General features: G+C 64.8%; 15 protein-coding genes and 1 pseudogene. 12 read left to right on the forward strand and 4 right to left on the reverse strand.

The features are described from left to right. Positions 1-88 precede the first annotated feature (88 nt). The 3 genes from aroQ to ACTHL0_RS03740 all read right to left on the reverse strand — a co-directional run bounded on the left by aroQ (position 89) and on the right by ACTHL0_RS03740 (position 2,011). Complete coding sequence (aroQ, locus tag ACTHL0_RS03730) at positions 89-544, reverse strand: type II 3-dehydroquinate dehydratase (protein ID WP_440565245.1); 456 nt, start codon at positions 542-544, stop codon at positions 89-91. Between the two features lie 196 nt (positions 545-740). Beyond that, the gene (locus tag ACTHL0_RS03735; protein WP_440565246.1) at positions 741-1,328 is read right to left on the reverse strand and encodes a TlpA family protein disulfide reductase; all 588 of its coding nucleotides are present in this window, start codon (positions 1,326-1,328) and stop codon (positions 741-743) included. Between the two features lie 35 nt (positions 1,329-1,363). Then, complete coding sequence (locus tag ACTHL0_RS03740; RefSeq protein ID WP_440565247.1) at positions 1,364-2,011, reverse strand: UDP-N-acetylmuramate--alanine ligase; 648 nt, start codon at positions 2,009-2,011, stop codon at positions 1,364-1,366. Between the two features lie 162 nt (positions 2,012-2,173). On the opposite strand from ACTHL0_RS03740, the gene mpl reads away from it, so the two are divergent. The 5 genes from mpl (at position 2,174) to mtgA (ending at position 8,126) form a co-directional block, all read left to right on the forward strand. Further along, positions 2,174-3,571, forward strand: coding sequence for a UDP-N-acetylmuramate:L-alanyl-gamma-D-glutamyl-meso-diaminopimelate ligase (mpl, locus tag ACTHL0_RS03745; protein ID WP_440565248.1), 1,398 nt, complete (start codon positions 2,174-2,176; stop codon positions 3,569-3,571). Continuing rightward, entirely contained in the window at positions 3,568-4,152 is a 585-nt protein-coding gene (locus ACTHL0_RS03750) for a YqiA/YcfP family alpha/beta fold hydrolase (RefSeq protein WP_440565249.1), read from the forward strand. The genes mpl and ACTHL0_RS03750 overlap by 4 nt, the downstream gene beginning before the upstream one ends. Before the next feature lie 126 nt (positions 4,153-4,278). Further along, positions 4,279-6,429 carry a ribonuclease catalytic domain-containing protein gene (locus tag ACTHL0_RS03755; protein WP_440565250.1) on the forward strand — a complete coding sequence of 717 codons (2,151 nt, stop codon included), beginning with the start codon at positions 4,279-4,281 and terminating at the stop codon, positions 6,427-6,429. 77 nt (positions 6,430-6,506) lie between these two features. Further along, a complete protein-coding gene (gene aroE, locus ACTHL0_RS03760; protein ID WP_440565258.1) occupies positions 6,507-7,328 on the forward strand; it encodes a shikimate dehydrogenase in 822 nt (273 codons plus the stop codon). A gap of 81 nt (positions 7,329-7,409) precedes the next feature. Beyond that, on the forward strand, positions 7,410-8,126 hold the full coding sequence (gene mtgA, locus ACTHL0_RS03765; RefSeq protein WP_440565251.1) for a monofunctional biosynthetic peptidoglycan transglycosylase: 717 nt from the start codon (positions 7,410-7,412) through the stop codon (positions 8,124-8,126). Between the two features lie 93 nt (positions 8,127-8,219). Here the strand turns inward: mtgA and ACTHL0_RS03770 are convergent, their stop codons facing one another. After that, positions 8,220-8,735, reverse strand: a complete 516-nt coding sequence (locus tag ACTHL0_RS03770; RefSeq protein WP_440565252.1) for a cupin domain-containing protein — start codon at positions 8,733-8,735, stop codon at positions 8,220-8,222. 400 nt (positions 8,736-9,135) lie between these two features. On the opposite strand from ACTHL0_RS03770, the gene ACTHL0_RS03775 reads away from it, so the two are divergent. The 7 genes and pseudogenes from ACTHL0_RS03775 to araH form a co-directional block, all read left to right on the forward strand. Beyond that, entirely contained in the window at positions 9,136-9,969 is an 834-nt protein-coding gene (locus ACTHL0_RS03775) for an IclR family transcriptional regulator (protein WP_440565259.1), read from the forward strand. Then, complete coding sequence (locus ACTHL0_RS03780; protein WP_440565253.1) at positions 9,966-10,958, forward strand: 2-dehydro-3-deoxygalactonokinase; 993 nt, start codon at positions 9,966-9,968, stop codon at positions 10,956-10,958. Before ACTHL0_RS03775 ends, ACTHL0_RS03780 begins: the two co-directional genes overlap by 4 nt. A gap of 61 nt (positions 10,959-11,019) precedes the next feature. Beyond that, complete coding sequence (locus ACTHL0_RS03785) at positions 11,020-11,697, forward strand: 2-dehydro-3-deoxy-6-phosphogalactonate aldolase (RefSeq protein ID WP_440565254.1); 678 nt, start codon at positions 11,020-11,022, stop codon at positions 11,695-11,697. Next, entirely contained in the window at positions 11,697-12,476 is a 780-nt protein-coding gene (locus ACTHL0_RS03790) for an SDR family oxidoreductase (protein ID WP_440565255.1), read from the forward strand. Before ACTHL0_RS03785 ends, ACTHL0_RS03790 begins: the two co-directional genes overlap by 1 nt. A 123-nt stretch (positions 12,477-12,599) precedes the next feature. After that, entirely contained in the window at positions 12,600-13,601 is a 1,002-nt protein-coding gene (locus ACTHL0_RS03795) for an arabinose ABC transporter substrate-binding protein (protein WP_440565256.1), read from the forward strand. A gap of 90 nt (positions 13,602-13,691) precedes the next feature. After that, complete coding sequence (araG, locus tag ACTHL0_RS03800) at positions 13,692-15,209, forward strand: L-arabinose ABC transporter ATP-binding protein AraG (RefSeq protein ID WP_440565257.1); 1,518 nt, start codon at positions 13,692-13,694, stop codon at positions 15,207-15,209. Positions 15,210-15,354: 145 nt separating this feature from the next. After that, positions 15,355-15,506, forward strand: a pseudogene (gene araH / locus ACTHL0_RS03805) (L-arabinose ABC transporter permease AraH); the annotation flags it as partial.

A 15,506-nucleotide genomic window follows, 5' to 3' on the forward strand; every position in this document is an offset into this window, starting at 1 on the left:
TTTTCCGCTTACGTAGATCCATAGGGAATCCCCTTGTCCCATGCGTGAGGCGCCGGCTCGTGCCGGCGCCGATTTGGTGTTCTGAAATTCAGCCCCGCGCGCTGGGCGACGCGAGCCGTTCGAGCGCGAATTCGAGTGCGTACAGGTAACCCTTCCAACCGAGCCCGCAGATGACGCCTTCGGCCAGATCGGAAAAGTACGAGTGATGCCTGAACGGCTCCCGGCGATGAACGTTCGACAGATGGATCTCGACGAACGGGATGCCGACGCCCGCCAGCGCATCGCGCACCGCGACGCTCGTATGGGTGTAGGCGGCGGGGTTGATCAAGACAAATTCGACCCCTTCCGCGCGGGCAGCCTGCACGCGATCGACGAGCTGGCCTTCATGATTGCTCTGAAACGTCGCCAACTCGACTCCGGCTTCCTTCGCGCGGGCCATCAGCGCCTGATCGATTTCGCTCAGCGTGACGCGACCGTAGACCTCCGGTTCCCGCGTGCCTAGCAGGTTGAGGTTTGGGCCGTGCAGTACCAGCAATCGTGTCATGGTTCGCTTCTGTTTCCGCGGAATTGCGCGCACTTTAGCGCCGTTTGTCGAAACTTGTCTAGCAGCGATTGAAAATCTCAGGGCGCGAAGCGGTATTCTTTACTCGCCTATGCTGACATTTGCCGCGAAAAGCCCGGGTTCCTGGCGCGATCGTCGCGCAATGTGCGTCGAACGTGGCTCGTGCGATCCGGCGTGCTCACAGGGCGTCGAGCGTCTTGCTCAATTCGGCGGGGCTGACTTGTCCTAATTTTGTCGACCGAACGACGCCGTTGGCGTCAATTACGACCGTAAACGGCAAAGCGCCGGCCGCATTGCCGAGGTTGCGAGCGAGGTCGGCGCCGCCGAATCCGCTGACGAGAATCGGGTAGTCGACCGGCACTTTCTTCAGAAAGGACTGCACGTTCTGCTGCGAATCCACCCCGATTCCCACGAACTGGATTCCTTTGCGCGCATAGGTGTCATGGAGGCGAACGAGCTCCGGCATCTCCGCTACGCAGGGGCCGCACCAGGACGCCCAGAAATTGACGACCAGGATGCGCCCTTTATAGGGGGCGAGCGTCTTTGACTTGCCGGCGACATCCTGCAGCGGCGTATCCAGCAACTGTGCGACGGCGTCGCTGGCCGGCTCCGCGGCCTGCGGGGGCGATGTCTGCGGCTGGGCGGCGGCCGGGCGATCCATCCGGCCCTGTAGCCATTGCCGGCCGCCGGTCCCGGCCACGACGGCGACGGCGACGACGGCGGCGACAGCGACGGCCGCGATGGCGAAGGTGGCTTTCGTTTTCATCTAACTAAATAGAAGGTGGAAGAGTCGGCCGATGGTCAGTTGTGGGTGAGGGGCGCGGCATCGCCGCCTGCCAGCAGCGCCTGCAGCGCATCGGCGTTGGCGCGCGGCGCGCGGCCACGGGCGTCGGCACGCACGGCGCCGCGCAGATCGTCGGTGTCGTACAACGCGATGTGAATGCCGACCGGCTCTTCATCGCGGGCGCCGCGCCACAGGAAGCTCAGCGTTTCGACATCCCCGCGCCCGCCGAAATGGCGGGTTTCCGAGACGTCGTACTGCACATTGGCATTGAGCAGATAAATCGCCACCTCTTTCGGGTTATCGCAGAACACCTGCAAGTGGATATCGGAGTGTTCTCCCGCCGTCCCGTTGAGTACCGCGCCGGTGACATAGGGGTTGAACGCCGCCAGGCGTCTCATCCACTCGAGTGCGATCCCGCGCAGCCGGCGCAACACGGCCGGCTGGCTATCCGACTGGAACAGCAGTTGATATTCGCGGATTTCTTCCTCGATCTGATCGTTGTCGGGCAGCCATTCGCCGGCGACGCGCACCTGCCCGACGACCTGCCGGGCCGCCTTGCGCTTCGCGCTGGCGTAGTCGAGCCCCTCCTCGGCGATCAGACGAGCCGCCGCGATCGCGATTTCTTCCCGCACGCGCTGCGGATCGACAAAAGTTTTGCGCACCATCCGGCCATCATACTAGATCCCTTCACCGTGGCCGCGGCGCCCGCTGCGCCCGGGTGACGCCGGCGCGTCGGGTACAATAGCGGGCCTCACGCGGCTCGCCCGCCCGGCGTTCGCGTCCCATCATGCACTTCGCGGCAAGCACGGCACGAGCACACAGTTTTTATGCATATCCACATCCTCGGCATCTGCGGCACATTCATGGGCGGCCTCGCGGTGCTCGCGCGCGGCGCGGGACATACCGTGACGGGTTGCGACGCCGGTGTCTATCCGCCGATGAGTACCCAGCTCGAGGCGCAAGGCATCACGCTCATCGAAGGCTACGGTGCCGAACAGCTCGATCTGAAGCCGGACCTGTACGTCATCGGCAATGTTGTCTCACGCGGCAATCCGCTGATGGAGGCCATTCTCGACCGCGGCCTGCCCTATGTGTCGGGGCCGCAATGGCTCGGCGAACACGTACTGGCGGGCAAGTGGGTGCTGGCCGTGGCAGGCACGCACGGAAAGACTACGACGAGTTCGATGCTCGCCTGGCTGCTCGAGGATGCCGGGCTCAACCCGGGTTTTCTGATCGGCGGCGTGCCGCTGAACTTCGGTGTCTCGGCCCGGCTCACGGATTCGAGTTTCTTCGTCATCGAGGCCGACGAATACGACACGGCGTTCTTCGATAAACGATCGAAGTTCGTCCACTATCGCCCGCGCACGGCCATTCTGAATAATCTGGAGTTCGATCACGCCGATATCTTCCCGGATCTGGCGGCGATCGAAACGCAATTCCATCATCTGATTCGCACGGTGCCCGGCGTGGGACGTCTGATCGTCAACGGGCGCGAGGCCGCGCTCGATCGCGTGCTGGCCCGCGGCGTCTGGAGCGAGGTGGAGCGCTTTGGCGTGGAAGGGGGCTGGGATGCGCTGCCCGCGCGAGAGGGCGAGCCGGTCGACGAGCGCTACGCTGTCGGTTGGCGCGGCGAGCGCGCCGGGATCGTCGAGTGGCATGTCCAGGGCGAGCACAATCGGCTCAACGCGCTCGCTGCGATCGCGGCGGCGCGGCATGTGGGCGTACCGCCGGCTCAGGCCGCGCGCTCGCTCAGCGAATTTCGCAACGTGAAGCGGCGCATGGAAGTGCGCGGAAGCGTCGATGGCGTGACGGTCTACGACGACTTCGCCCACCATCCGACGGCGATCGAAACCACGATCGCGGGATTGCGCACGCGCGTCGGCAGCGAGCGCACCCGGATCCTCGCGGTGCTCGAGCCGCGCTCAAATACGATGAAGCTCGGGGTGATGAAGGCGCAGTTGCCGCAGAGCCTGGCCGGGGCGGATCTCGTCTTCGGTTACGGCGCGGCCAACGGGCGCGACGCGCTAGGTTGGGATCTGCGCGACGCGCTTGCGCCGCTCGGCGAGAAGGCCCTTGCCTTCGACGATCTCGATGCGCTGGTCGCGGCGGTCGCCCGTGCGGCCCGCCCCGGCGATCACGTACTCGTCATGAGCAACGGCGGGTTCGGCGGCGTGCACCAGAAATTGCTCGACGCGCTCGGCTCCGGCGCGAGAGGCGTCGCGTGATTCTCTATCTGCATGGCTTCCGTTCGTCGCCCAAATCGTTCAAGGCCCAGTTGCTGGCCGCGCGCCTGGCCGCACTAGGGCGTGCGCACGACTGGCGTTGTCCGATGCTGCCCGTTTCCCCGCTCGAAGCCGTTGCGGTGGCGGAAGCGCAGGCAGCGGGTCTCGCCGCCGATGACGTCACAGTAGTCGGCAGTTCGCTCGGCGGGTATTTCGCCACGCATCTGGCCGAGAAGCATGGCTGGCGGGCGGTGCTGCTCAATCCGGCGGTGCTGCCGCAGCGCGATCTGTCTGCCTATTTGGGGGAGCAGCCGCTGTGGCACGGCGGCGGCAGCATCGTCGTGGAGGCGAGCCATCTGGATGAGCTGCGCTCGCTCGGTGTCGCGTCGATCTCCCGGCCGGAACGCTATTATTTGATCGCCGCCACGGGCGACGAAGTGCTCGACTACCGCGAGATGCTGGCGCATTACCCCGGTGTCGAGACGAGACTGATTACCGGCAGCGATCACGCGATCAGCGAATTCGCCGATTACATCGACGAGGTGCTCGCGTTTTGCGGCATCGCCCCGGCCGGGCAGGTGTAGCCCGGCGGCCGTGCCAGTGGCGCACCTCGCGTGTGCCGCACAACTGAACAATATCGATTCGCAGCGGGTGCGCGGTTTGCGGCGCTTAGCTGGCTGCGAGGGCCAAATTCGTAACGAGAGTGTCGAGTGAACGTTTTCTTTGAGGAATCAGGCGGGTTGAAGGCGGGCAGCGTGCTGTCGCGCCAAGGCGATGCGCTGCAAGTCGAACTGCCGGGCGGCAAGCGCACGAAGGTGCGCGCCAAGGACGTGCTGATCGAGTTCGAGAAGCCGAGCGCGGCCGAGTTGCTGCAGGAAGCCGATGCGTCTGCCCAGCAGATCGACCTCGATTTTTTGTGGGAATGTGCGCCGGCCGATGAATTTCCGTTCGCCGCGCTTGCAAGCGAGTACTTCGGCGCGCAATCGGGGCCAGTCGAGCGCGCGGCGCTCGTCCTGCGCATGCAAGGCGCGCCCGTTTACTTCCGGCGCAAGGGGCGCGGGCAATATCAGCGCGCGCCCGAAGAGCAACTGAAAATGGCGCTCGCGGCGCTCGAGCGCAAGCGTCAGCAGGCGCTCGTGCAAGCGCAGTACGAAGAGGAACTGAAGGCTGGCCAACTGCCGGAGGCGCTGCGCGGCAAGGCGCTGATGCTCCTCACCAAACCGGACAAGAACTCGATCGAATATAAAGCGCTCGAGGGCGCCGCGGCGGCGCGCGGGATTTCCCAGGCTCGGCTCATGCTCGATTGCGGCGGCATCGCTTCGGCGCGTGCGCTGCATGAAGCGCGGTTCCTCTCCGAATACTTTCCGCACGGCACCGGTTTTCCGTCCGTGACGCCGGGGCCCGTGCCCGACGATCTGCCGACGGCGCATGCGCCGGCGTTTTCCATCGACGACATCTCGACGACCGAAATCGACGATGCGTTTTCCGTGGAAGTGCTGGCGGACGACCGGGTTCGCGTCGGCGTGCACATTGCCGCGCCGGCGCTCGGGATCGTGCGCGGCGATGCGGTGGATGCGATTGCCCGGGCCCGCTTGTCGACCGTCTATATGCCCGGCGACAAGATCACGATGCTGCCCGACGAGGTGGTCGAGGTCTTCACGCTGAAAGAAGGGGGCGTGCGGCCCGCACTCTCGCTCTACATCATCGTCAACCGCGCCACGCAGGAGATCGTCGCCACCGAAACGCGCGCCGAACTCGTGTACGTGAAAAGCAACCTGCGTCACAACACGCTCGATGCCTGCGTGACGGAAGAAGCGCTTGCCGCGGGCACCGGCGACTATCCGCACAAGGACGACATCGCCATCTTGTGGCCGCTCGCCCAGGCGCTGTTCGAAAAGCGCCAAGCGGCGCGCGCCGGCTATGGGCTCAGGCGCGAGGTGCCGGGCAATACCGATTACAACTTTTATGTGGACGGCGAGCATGTGACGATCACGCCGCGGCGCCGCGGTTCGCCGCTCGATCTGATCGTCGCCGAACTCGCGATTCTCGCCAACTCGACTTGGGGCGCGCTGCTCCACGATCATGGCGTGCCCGGCATCTACCGCACGCAGCGCACGTTCGCCGCGGCAGGGCCGAAGCGCACGCGTATGCAAACGAACGCGGCGCCGCACGAAGGGCTGGGTGTCGCGCAGTATGCGTGGAGTACCTCGCCGCTGCGCCGATATGTCGACCTCGTCAATCAATGGCAACTGCTCGCCTGCGTTCAGCATGGCGTTGCCGCGAAGCTCGTTGCACCGTTCAAGCCGAAAGACGCCGATTTGTTCGCCGTCGTGCAAGGCTTCGACGATACCTACACTGCGTACGCCGATCACCAGCGCCGCATGGAGTACTTCTGGTGCTTGCGCTGGCTCACGCAGGAGAACAAGAAGGAAGTCGTGGCCTCGGTGGTCAAGGGCGATCTCGTGCGGCTCGAAGAAGTGCCGCTGCTGCTGCATGTGCCGGGCCTCGGCGTGCATGCGCGCGGGACGCGGATCGTGCTCGAGGTGATGGGGGTGGACGAGTTGACGGTCGAGGCATCCGTGCGGCCCATTCGCGTACTGGATGCGCCCGGTGCCGCGACGACGGCCGCCGAGGAAGAAGAGGAAGAAGCCGACGTACTCGATGCGCCCGAGGCTTCGGCGGAAGGCGAAGAAGAAGCGCGTGCCGAAGCGGCCGGGGAAGGCGGCGGGGCACCGGCCGCATCCGATGAATCGGCGGAAAGCGCCCAGGCGGGTACCGTCGATGCGGAACGCGCAGAGGGCGGCGAGCCGAGCCTCGATGCGCAAGGCGGCGCGGCGCGGCCTGCCCAGGTGGCGCAATGAGCGGGGCGAGCGAGCAATCGTCGTCGGGCGCGGGGCCGATCGCCCCCGCGCAGGCAGGGTACGAACTGTATGCGGTGATGGGCAACCCGATCGCCCATAGCAAGTCGCCCGTCATCCATTCGCGCTTCGCCCTCCAGACGGGCGAGCGTGTCGAATACCGGCGCGTGCTTGCCCCGATCGACGGTTTCGAGGCGGCTGTGCGGGCATTCATCGCGGCTGGCGGCCGTGGGCTCAATGTCACGGTCCCGTTCAAGCTTGAGGCGTACGCGTTGGCCGATCGGCTCTCGCCGCGAGCCGCGGCCGCGGGCGCCGTCAATACGTTGCGCTTCGATGCCGATGGCATCTACGGCGACAATACGGATGGCGTGGGCCTCGTCCGCGACATCGAAACCAACTTGAAGGTGGAGTTGTCCGGCGCGAGTGTTTTGCTGCTGGGCGCGGGCGGCGCGGCGCGAGGGGCGATCCTGCCGATGCTCGAGCGCGGTCCGCGTTCGCTGACGATCGTCAATCGCACAGCGGAAAAGGCACAGGCGCTGGCGCAGCAATTCGCGCAAGCGGCGCGGGAAGCCGGCTGCGTGCTATCGGGCGGCGGCCCCGATGCGGTCACGCCGGCGCCGTACGATGTCATCGTCAACGCGACAGCCGGTTCGCTCGCGGCGGCGGTGCCCGAGTGCGACGACGGCGCGTTCGGTACGGGCACGCTGGCCTACGACATGATGTACGGGGCGCAGCCCACGGTGTTCATGCGGCACGCGCAGGCACTCGGGGCGAGGATCTCGGACGGGCTGGGCATGCTCGTCGAGCAGGCGGCGGAATCGTTTTGGGTCTGGCGCGGCGTGCGGCCCGCGAGCGGTCCGGTGCTGGCCGAACTGCGCGCGTTGCTGGCGGCATCCGCCTAGGGGCTGGGGCCCGCGCGCGGTTGTTGCGCATGGCGCGAATGCCTGAGACGAGTGACGAGTGCGAATGGTCAAGACGCATCGATGACAAAAACGGACAAGCGTGTCGGCATCGGCGGCTGGGTGCTGTATGGGGTGGCGGTGTGCGCCTTCGCCTGGGGGGCGACACAGGCGTATTACTTCGCGCAAATTGCGGCGTGGAGCATCGTCGATCCGGGTTCGACGGCGTTCATGCGCGCCGATGCCTGGCGGCTGGCGCAGGATCGTCCCGATGTCGCGATCGCGCATCAATGGGTGCCGTACGATCACATCTCTCGCAATCTGAAGCGCGCGATCATTGCTTCGGAAGATGCGAACTTTGTGAATAACAACGGCTACGAAACAGATGCGATCTTGCAGGCTTGGGAGAGGAATAAGAAGCGCGGCAAGATTGTCGCGGGCGGCTCTACGATCTCTCAGCAACTCGCGCGCAATTTGTTTCTTTCGCGTCAAAAAAGTTATCTGCGCAAAGGGCAGGAGCTCATCATTACGTGGATGCTCGAAACGCTGCTCGATAAGGAGCGGATTTTCGAGATTTATTTGAATTCGGTGGAATGGGGTAACGGCGTGTATGGCGCGCAAGCGGCTGCGCGTTACTACTATCGGTGCAACGCTCAACAATTGACGGCTTGGCAATCGGCCCGGCTTGCCGTCATGTTGCCGAATCCGAAGTATTTCGATCAGCATCGGTCATCCGCTTATCTCGCGCAAAGAGCCGGTGTCATCGCACGGCGAATGGGGGCGGCGGAATTGCCGCATTGAGGGTGGAACAAATCAGCTTGCGTCGCATCCGACGCAATACGTTTCCGCCCTGATCGCTTGAGCGACGCGTTCGCCGCTCAGTTGCTCAGTTGCTCAGTTATCGTCCCAATACGGCTTACTCTCGCTCTCCCGCGAGACGAATCTGAACCCCTTCGGCCGTTCGCCCGGGGCACCCGGAAATTCCGCGAGAATCCCGAATTTGCCCGAGTCGGGATATTCGGCGATCTCGGGCATCATCTTCGTGCTCACCGCCAAGTATTTCAATTCTACGTCGCCTGTATTCGCGATCTGATGCGCCACCTCAGGGCCACCGGGCGGACAGGCGATGACATCTCCCGCGCGGATCGGGTAGACCGCTTCGCCGATCCTCACTTCTCCCGTTCCTTCCAGCACAAAAAACATCTCTTCATTCACGCGATGGCTGTGAAACGGAAACGCGCGTTTGCCCGGTGCCAGCGCGGTCACGTTATAGCCCAGCTTTTGCGCGCCGATACGCGCACCGATCGCCCCCATTCGCGGAGCGTAGCGATCGGACATCGATTCGGGCGGCGCGACGCCGGCCGGTAGCGGGGCCAGTTCAACGTCGGCCAGATTGATGATCGGTTTCATTAATGGGTCCTTATAGGGCAGACATCCGATGAAATGAAAGCGCGTTTGCGGGCGCATAAGGCTCAGCGGAGAAGCCCACTGGCACTGGCGCCCGCCCGGAAGCAACCAGCCGGCAGCGGCACAAAGGCATCTTGCCACGGCTTCGCCCATTCGTATGAGGTCTCAATATATGGGCAGGTGATCCAAATGTTGGATCATGACTGAAGGCATGCCTACAATCCGTCGCGAGCGGTCGAAAGGCCGCGTAACGAATGCGAATGGCAAGAAGCGAAGCGATTCGAGAGCGAAGCATCCCACCTGAACGGAGACGCGCCCGATGACTGCCCCTGAGAACAACCTGGCCCATCCCGCGGCGATGGGCGATACGGCCGAGCCTGCGCTCGGCACCCCGAGCGGCGGCATGCTCGACCCGGCTCCGATCGCGGGCTCCCCCTTGGAGATCAACGAGTCGCAAGCGGGCACCCAAACGCTGTTGCGCGGGCTCGCCATCATCGAGGCCTGTGCCAACGGCTCGCGTGACATGCGGACATTCGCTGCCGCGCTCGGCACGACACGCAGTACGACGCACCGTCTGGTGAGCAGCCTCGTGCAGGCGCGCTATCTGCGTCACGGTCCCAACGGCTATCTGCTGGGGCCCAAGCTCATCGAACTCGGGACGATCGCACTCGAGCAGATGCCGTTGACGGCCGTGGCGCGCCCGCACTTGGAACGTTTGTCCGAAGCGACGCTGGACACCATCCACCTCGGCGTACGCGATGGCGACGATGTCCTGTACATCGACAAGATCCCGGGCACGCGCGGCCTTGAAATGCGCTCGCGCGTCGGCCATCGGATGCCCCTCGCGTCGACGGGGATCGGCAAGGCCCTGATGCTCGACTTATCGCCGCAGACGTGGGGCTCGCTCTTCGACTCGGCCCGGCGCGCGTTCGAAAGCGTGCGCTTCGAGAACGACAGCCGCCCCGACAAACCGCTCTTTCTGCAACGGATGGTCCGTTTTTCGGCGGGGGGGTATTCGTTCGACCTCGAGGAAAACGAGGCGTCGATTCGCTGCGTGGCCGCGCCGATCCGCGACGCGTCCGGAGCGATCATCGCCGCCGTATCGGTGGCCAGCACGATCCCCTATATGTCGCTCGAACGCATGGATGAACTCGTCCCGATCGTGCAGCGCGAAGCGCGCGCGATTTCCGAAGAACTTGGCTGGGTCGCGCCTGGTGCGCGCCGTATCAAACGATGAGCGCTGTACATGCTTTAACCGCGGGACCGGCGTTGATCGGGGTCGACTGGGGCACCACGGCCATGCGGGCCTATCTGTTCGACGCACAGGGCAACGTCATCGGTACGCGCGCCTCCAGCGACGGCATCATGCGCTTGCCGCAGGCCGGCGGCTTCGATGCCGCGTTTGAAGCGGCATGCGGCGAATGGCTCGCGTCGTCGCCAGATCTGCCCGTGATCGCCGCCGGGATGGTCGGCAGCGCACAAGGCTGGCGCGAGGCGCCGTATGTCGATACGCCCGCCGATGCCGCCGCGCTCGTGGCCGGCATCGTGCGCGTCACGACGGCGCGCGGCGTGTGCGTGCATATCGTCCCGGGCGTCATCGAACGCAGCGAACTGCCGAACGTCATGCGCGGCGAGGAAACGCAGATCGTCGGCGCGCTCGCGAGCGACGCGATCGCCGGCTCCGCGCGCACGCTCGTGGGTTTGCCGGGCACGCATGCGAAATGGGCCGTCGTGCACGGTGCGCGCATCGAGTCGTTCCATACGTTCATGACGGGTGAGCTTTACGCGGCCCTGCGCGATCACACGATCCTCGGGCGCACGATGGTCGATCCGGCGGCGCCCGATACGCAAGCATTCTTGCGCGGCGTGACGGTGGGCCGGCATGCGCATCACGCCGGGCTCCTCGCGACGATTTTCAGCACGCGCACGCTCGGCTTGACCGGTGCGCTCGCGGCCGAAGAACAGCCCGACTATCTATCGGGCCTGCTGATCGGACACGAACTGTGCGGGCTCGCGGCGCTGCTCGAGTCGCGCGGTGCGACGCTCGCACAGGAAGCGCCACGGTTGATCGGCAGCGCCGCGCTGTGCGAACGCTATCGGCTCGCATTGGCCGAGTTCGGCTGCACGCGAGCGAGCGTGGTCGAAGCCGCGGCGGAAAGCGGTCTGTGGCGCATCGCCACGCAGGCGGGGCTGGTCGAACGCCATGCGACAGCGCCCGCGAGTTGATGTACCGGCTGTTTAGCCAATCGATGAATCGTCAGTCAGCCGAACAAACAGGTCGCACGATATGCAAACCGAATTCGATCTTCCGAAGCCCTATCAACCTCACGCACGCTTCATGGCTGCGTTCGAGGCGTGCCCGCTCATCGCGATCCTGCGCGGCGTGAAGCCCAGCGAAGTCGTGGCGCACGGGCAAGCGCTGCATGAGGCCGGGTTTCGCATCGTCGAGGTGCCGCTGAACTCGCCGGATCCGCTCGCCAGTATCGCCGCCTTGCGCGACGCACTGCCGAGCGCGGTGATCGTCGGAGCGGGTACGGTGCTGCGCACGGAATTCGTCGAGCAAGTGGCGGATGCGGGCGGCGAACTGATCGTCATGCCGCACGGCGACCTCGAGATCATCAGGACGGCGAAGGCAAAGGGGCTGGCGTGCGCGCCCGGGGTCGCCACGCCGACCGAAGCGTTCGCCGCGCTCGCCAACGGCGCGGACGTACTCAAGATGTTTCCCGCCGAGCAACTGGGCATTGCCGTCATCAAGGCTTGGCGCGCCGTCATTGCGAAACGGGTGCCGCTCGTACCGGTGGGCGGTGTCACGCCCCAGACCATGAGCGCGCACGTGGCTGCCGGCGCGAATGGCTTCGGGCTCGGCTCGGCGCTGTATCGCGCGGGGCAGGAGGTGAATGCGACCGCCGAGCAGGCTCGCGCGTTCATCGCAGCCTGGCGCAAGCTGCAAGAAGAGGCCGCATAGTGAACCGGCTAGCGGGCAAGGTCGCCATCGTCACCGGTGCTGGCCGAGGGATCGGCGAAGCCGTCGCGCGCGCCTTTGCGCGCGAAGGCGCGGCCACGGTGCTGGCCGAGCTCGACCTCGACGCCGCCCGCGATGTCGGGCAAAGAATCGAGGCCGATATCCCTGGCGCGCGCGTGCTTGCGGTGCAAACGGATGTGACGAAACCCGCCTCGGTGCTTGACGCGCACGATGCCGCCGAGCAGGCGTTCGGTCCCGTCGATGTCCTCGTGAACAACGCCGGCATCAACGTGTTTTGCGATCCGCTGACGATGACCGACGACGATTGGCGGCGTTGCTTCGCCGTGGATCTCGATGGCGTCTGGAACGGCTGCAAGGCCGTGCTGCCGGGGATGGTCGAGCGCAGGCGAGGCAGTATCGTGAACATCGCATCGACCCATGCGTTTCAAATCATTCCGGGATGCTTTCCCTATCCCGTGGCCAAGCATGGCGTGCTCGGTCTCACACGCGCGCTAGGGATCGAATATGCGGCGAAACAAGTCCGCGTCAATGCGATCGCGCCGGGTTATGTCGAGACGCAGCTCACGCGCGATTGGTGGAACGGGCAGTCCGATCCCGAGGCCGCCCGCCAGGCGACGTTGGCCTTGCAGCCGATGAAGCGGATCGGCGAGCCGGACGAAGTGGCAATGACGGCGGTGTTTCTCGCTTCGGACGAGGCGCCCTTCATCAACGCGACCTGTATCACGATCGACGGCGGGCGCACGGCGCTGTATCACGACTAGCAACGACAGATTTTGCCGGGCGGGGGCTCCCGCGCGGTGTGCGAACCGGATGACGCATGGGCCGCGTGAGTCATCCGACAAGATAACGCGGCCGAACGCTCAATCAGACAGGAGACAAACGTCATGAAGCGCAAGATTTTCCTTACGTTGGTAGCAGCTGCGGTGACTTCCATGGTCGCCGGCGTGCCGGCCGCGCAAGCCGCCGATCCGGTCAAGATCGGCTTCCTCGTGAAGCAACCCGAAGAACCCTGGTTCCAGGACGAATGGAAATTCGCCGAGATGGCCGCGAAGAAGAACGGCTTCACGCTCGTGAAGATCGGTGCGACGTCGGGCGAAAAAGTCATGAGCGCGATCGACAACCTCGCCGCGCAAAAGGCGCAAGGCTTCATCATTTGCACGCCTGACGTCAAGCTCGGGCCGGGTATCGTCGCGAAGGCGAAGGCTGACGGCCTGAAGATGATGACGGTGGATGACCGCCTCGTCGACGGCGCCGGCAAGCCGATCGCCACGGTGCCGCACATGGGCATCTCGGCATATAACATCGGCCAGCAAGTGGGCAAGGGCCTCATCGACGAAATCAAGAAGCGTGGCTGGGACATGAAGGACGTCGGCGCGATCGATGTGACCTACGAGCAGTTGCCGACGGCGCACGACCGCACGCAAGGCGCGACCGATGTGCTCTCCGCTTCGGGCTTCCCGAAGGCGAACATCATCGCTGCGCCGCAAGCGAAGACCGATACGGAAAACGCGTTCAACGCGGCCAACATCGCCATCACGAAGAACCCGCAGTTCAAGCACTGGGTGGCGTATGGCCTGAACGACGAAGCCGTGCTCGGCGCCGTGCGTGCCGCGGAAGGCCGTGGCTTCAAGGCCGACAACATGATCGGCATCGGCATCGGCGGCTCGGATTCGGCATTGAACGAATTCAAGAAGCCGGCAGCGACGGGCTTCTTCGGCTCCGTCATCATCAGCCCGAAGCGTCATGGCGAAGAAACGTCGGAAGATATGTACAAGTGGATCACGGCCGGCACGCAGCCGCCCGCGCTGACGCTGACGACGGGGATGCTCGCCACGCGCGACAACGTAGAGAAGGTGCGTGAAGAAATGGGGCTCGCCGCGAAGTAAGCGGCGTGGCTTTCCAGGCCGGCCGGCCGTCGGCGAAGACGGCGGCGGGCGGCCAGGCCTGGACGACCCTTCAGTGCGAGGATAGGTGAGATGTCAGCAACGTTGCGATTTGACAATATCGGCAAGGTGTTTCCGGGCGTGCGGGCGCTCGACGGTGTGTCGTTCGAGGTCGAGGCCGGCCAGGTGCACGGCCTCATGGGCGAAAACGGCGCGGGTAAGTCGACGCTGCTCAAGATTCTGGGTGGCGAGTATCAGCCCGATTCGGGCCGCATCATGATGGACGGGCAGGAGGTGCGCTTTCCGAGCGCGGCCGCATCGATCGCGGCCGGTGTCGCGGTGATCCACCAGGAGCTGCAGTATGTTCCGGATCTGACCGTGACCGAGAATCTGCTGCTCGGCCGGCTGCCGAATGCGTTCGGCTGGGTGAACAAGCGCGATGCCAAGCGTTTCGTGAGGGAACGGCTTGCGCAAATGGGCGTCGATCTCGATCCCAATGCGAAGCTCGGCCGGTTGTCGATCGCGCAGCGGCAGATGGTCGAAATCTGCAAGGCGTTGCTGCGTAACGCGCGCGTCATCGCGCTCGACGAGCCGACGAGTTCGCTCTCGCATCGCGAGACCGAAGTGCTCTTCAAGCTCGTGCGCGAGTTGCAGGCGGACGGCCGGGCGCTCATCTATATCTCGCACCGCATGGACGAGATCTACGAGCTGTGCACCGCCTGCACGATCTTCCGCGACGGCCGCAAGGTGGCGTCGCATCCGTCGCTCGCGGAGGTGGCGCGCGACACGATCGTCAAGGAAATGGTGGGGCGTGAGATTTCCGACATCTACGGCTATCGGCCCCGTCAGCAAGGCGAGGTGCGGCTGGCGGTGGATGCTGTCGAAGGCCACGGCCTTTCCGTGCCCGCGAGCTTCAGCGTGCGGGCTGGTGAGATCGTCGGCTTCTTCGGGCTCGTCGGTGCGGGCCGCAGCGAACTGATGCGGCTCGTGTATGGCGCCGAAAAGCGCCGGGGGGGACGTCTGACACTCGACGGCGCGCAAACCGATGTCAAGAGCCCTTCACATGCGATCCGCCAAGGCATCGTGCTGTGCCCCGAAGACCGCAAGGAAGAGGGCATCGTCGCGATGGCGTCGGTGGCCGAGAACATCAACATCAGCTGCCGCCGCCACGATCTGCGCGCCGGATTGTTCATCAATCGCGCGAAGGAAGCCGAGACGGCCGATCGCTTCATCAAGCTGCTGAAGATCAAGACGCCGAACCGGCGGCAAAAGATTCGTCTGCTCTCGGGCGGCAATCAGCAAAAGGCAATCCTGTCGCGTTGGCTCGCGGAACCGGATCTGAAGGTCGTCATTCTCGACGAACCGACCCGCGGGATCGACGTCGGCGCGAAACACGAGATCTATAACGTCATCTATGAACTCGCCGAACGCGGCTGCGCGGTGGTGATGGTGTCGTCGGAGCTGCCCGAAGTGCTCGGGGTGTCCGATCGCATCGTTGTCATGCGCGAAGGGCGGATCTCGGGCGAGCTTTCGCGCAGCGAGGCGAACGAACCCGCGTTGTTGGAACTCGCGCTGCCGCAAGGCGCAGGCACCGCGCGCGAGGCCGCCTGAAGGCCGCCTGAACGACTGGCACTGCGCGCCGGGCGTCGAATGACGTGCGGCGCGGGACGGCACGGGACGGCGATCGTCGACCGATGCCCGAAACGGAACGGATGCAACAAAAACCCGTCGCGAACGACGGTGAAGGAGTCACGACATGCAAGCAAGAGAAAACCTCGTCGAGGCGGGCGCCAAGCGCGCGGCCGAGGCGTTGATCCCGCAGCCGAACGATCGGCAGAAGTGGTGGCAGCAAGTCACCGAATACAGCCTCATTGTGATTTTCGCCGTGATGTTCGTGACGACGTCGTT

Origin of the sequence: Trinickia sp., from assembly GCF_051961175.1 — a bacterium.
GTDB lineage: Bacteria > Pseudomonadota > Gammaproteobacteria > Burkholderiales > Burkholderiaceae > Trinickia.

Bases quoted from the DNA above. Each gene is read 5' to 3' on its own strand.
- ACTHL0_RS03785 (WP_440565254.1), top strand. From the start codon at position 11,020: ATGCAAACCGAATTCGATCTTCCGAAGCCCTATCAACCTCACGCACGC.
- ACTHL0_RS03795 (WP_440565256.1), top strand. From the start codon at position 12,600: ATGAAGCGCAAGATTTTCCTTACGTTGGTAGCAGCTGCGGTGACTTCC.
- aroQ (WP_440565245.1), bottom strand. From the start codon at position 544: ATGACACGATTGCTGGTACTGCACGGCCCAAACCTCAACCTGCTAGGC.
- ACTHL0_RS03775 (WP_440565259.1), top strand. From the start codon at position 9,136: ATGCTCGACCCGGCTCCGATCGCGGGCTCCCCCTTGGAGATCAACGAG.
- mpl (WP_440565248.1), top strand. From the start codon at position 2,174: ATGCATATCCACATCCTCGGCATCTGCGGCACATTCATGGGCGGCCTC.
- ACTHL0_RS03780 (WP_440565253.1), top strand. From the start codon at position 9,966: ATGAGCGCTGTACATGCTTTAACCGCGGGACCGGCGTTGATCGGGGTC.
- ACTHL0_RS03770 (WP_440565252.1), bottom strand. From the start codon at position 8,735: ATGAAACCGATCATCAATCTGGCCGACGTTGAACTGGCCCCGCTACCG.
- ACTHL0_RS03735 (WP_440565246.1), bottom strand. From the start codon at position 1,328: ATGAAAACGAAAGCCACCTTCGCCATCGCGGCCGTCGCTGTCGCCGCC.
- ACTHL0_RS03740 (WP_440565247.1), bottom strand. From the start codon at position 2,011: ATGGTGCGCAAAACTTTTGTCGATCCGCAGCGCGTGCGGGAAGAAATC.
- araG (WP_440565257.1), top strand. From the start codon at position 13,692: ATGTCAGCAACGTTGCGATTTGACAATATCGGCAAGGTGTTTCCGGGC.
- aroE (WP_440565258.1), top strand. From the start codon at position 6,507: ATGGGCAACCCGATCGCCCATAGCAAGTCGCCCGTCATCCATTCGCGC.
- mtgA (WP_440565251.1), top strand. From the start codon at position 7,410: ATGACAAAAACGGACAAGCGTGTCGGCATCGGCGGCTGGGTGCTGTAT.